A 1,773-nucleotide genomic window follows, 5' to 3' on the forward strand; every position below is an offset into this window, starting at 1 on the left:
CTGCTCGACGCTGGTGCCGCCGTCGATCGCCGCCTGCTCGGCCGCGCGCATCGCTTCGGCACTGAGGATCGGGCGGCCGCTCATCGGCCGCCTCCCTAGCGCAGGAAGGTCGCCAGGCGCCACCATTCGCGCGGCACGGCGTCGGCGGCCGAATCGCGCGCCTCCTCGCTCTCGAACAAGGCAAAGCAGGTCGCGCCCGAGCCGGACATGCGCACGAACGTCGCTCCCGCTTGTGCCGAGAGCCAGGCTAGCACGGCCCCGATCTGCGGCACGAGCGCGATTGCCGGCGCTTCGAGATCGTTCCTCCCGTCACGCCAGTCGCCGAGCGCGCCTCTGTCCTCGCCGTCCCAGCGCGCGAACACCTCGGCGGTCGACAGTGGCACGCGCGGGTTGATCAGTAAAACGGGCGCTCCCGACAGCTGCGGCAGCGCGATCGGCGTCAGCTCGTCACCCGCCCCCTCGCCCAGGGCGGGAAAGCTCAGCAAGCAGGCAGGCACGTCACTGCCGAGCATCGGCGCGACGTCCTGCGCGTGCTTCGGATCGATCCGCCACAACGACGTCAGCAGCCTGAGCGCGGCGGCAGCATCCGCCGAACCCCCGCCTATCCCGGAAGCGACCGGAAGTCGCTTTTCGAGCTTAAGTGCGGCGCCTTCGCTCACGACGGCGGCTTTGGCGAGAGCGCGCGCAGCCCTCGTCACGAGATTGTCCGTTTCGTCCACCAGCTCGAACGCAAACGGCCCCGTCACCTCGAGCGAAATTTCATTGGCGGGTTCACCCGTCAGGCGGTCGCCATCGACGCAGAACGCAAAGATGGTTTCGATCGCATGGCGCCCGTCAGGCAGCTTACCTCTGACGTGGAGCGCGAGGTTGAGCTTCGCCGGCGCGATCTCGCTTGCGGCGGGCGCCCGGTCGGTCAAGGCGCGGCGTTGGCCGTGTTGAGCCCGGAGGCGAGCTTGGCCTTCACCCGCGCCGCGATCTCGTCCTCGGCCGTGATCAGCGCCGCATGCCAGGCAAAGCGCGCCTCGAACCGGCGCCCGGACTTGTACAGCGCGTCGCCGAGATGCTCCTGGATCTCGGCCTGGTCGGGATCTTTCTCCGCCGCGCGCTGAAGCGTGGCGATCGCGTCCTCGACCTTGCCGCGCTTGAACTGCGCCCATCCGAGCGAGTCGGTGATCGACGCATCGTCGGGGGCAAGCTCGCTGGCCTTGCGGATCATCGCTTCGGCCGAATCCATGTCCTCACCGCGCTCGAGCTTCGCATAGCCGAGGAAATTGAGCAGCAGCGGCTGCTCCGGGGCGATCGCCAGCCCCTGCTGCAGCGCCGCCTTGGCCTCGGGCCAGCGGTTTGCCTGCTCGAGCGCGCTCGCGCGCAGCAGAAGCAGCGGCCAGAGCTCGTTCTTCAACCCCTGCGCGTTGGCGGCTCCGATCGCGCGTCCGAATGCGTCGGCCGACTCGCCATGGCGGCCCATCGCCTCGAGGACATCGCCGAGGCGCGAAAAGTCGTCCATTCCGGCGCCCGGCTCGTTCGCGGCGGCCGCGGCGACGGCATAGGCCTCGTTGAGCCGCTTCTCCTTCGTGAGGATTCGGACCTTCACGTCGCGGACCTGCGAGATCAAGGCATCGTTCCTGTCGACGGCGTCGAGCAGCGCGAGCGCTTCGTCCGAGCGATCGTCGGCGTCGAGCAACAGCGCGAGCAGCGCGGTGGCGCCGCTGTTGCCCGGATCGGCGTAGCGCGCGACCTGCAGGAGGCCGATCGGCGGCGCCGCGCGCTGGA

Annotated in this window: 2 protein-coding genes; both read right to left on the reverse strand. The window is 69.5% G+C overall.

Annotation, left to right across the window (positions count from 1 at the left end):
* Positions 1-95: 95 nt before the first annotated feature.
* On the reverse strand, positions 96-917 hold the full coding sequence (locus tag GH737_RS14645) for a 4-(cytidine 5'-diphospho)-2-C-methyl-D-erythritol kinase (protein ID WP_155265497.1): 822 nt from the start codon (positions 915-917) through the stop codon (positions 96-98).
* On the reverse strand, positions 914-1,773 hold an 860-nt coding region (locus GH737_RS14650; protein ID WP_155265498.1), incomplete at its 5' end, for a tetratricopeptide repeat protein. The genes GH737_RS14645 and GH737_RS14650, both read right to left, overlap by 4 nt.

Origin of the sequence: Sphingomonas segetis (assembly GCF_009720245.1) — a bacterium.
GTDB lineage: Bacteria > Pseudomonadota > Alphaproteobacteria > Sphingomonadales > Sphingomonadaceae > Sphingomicrobium > Sphingomicrobium segetis.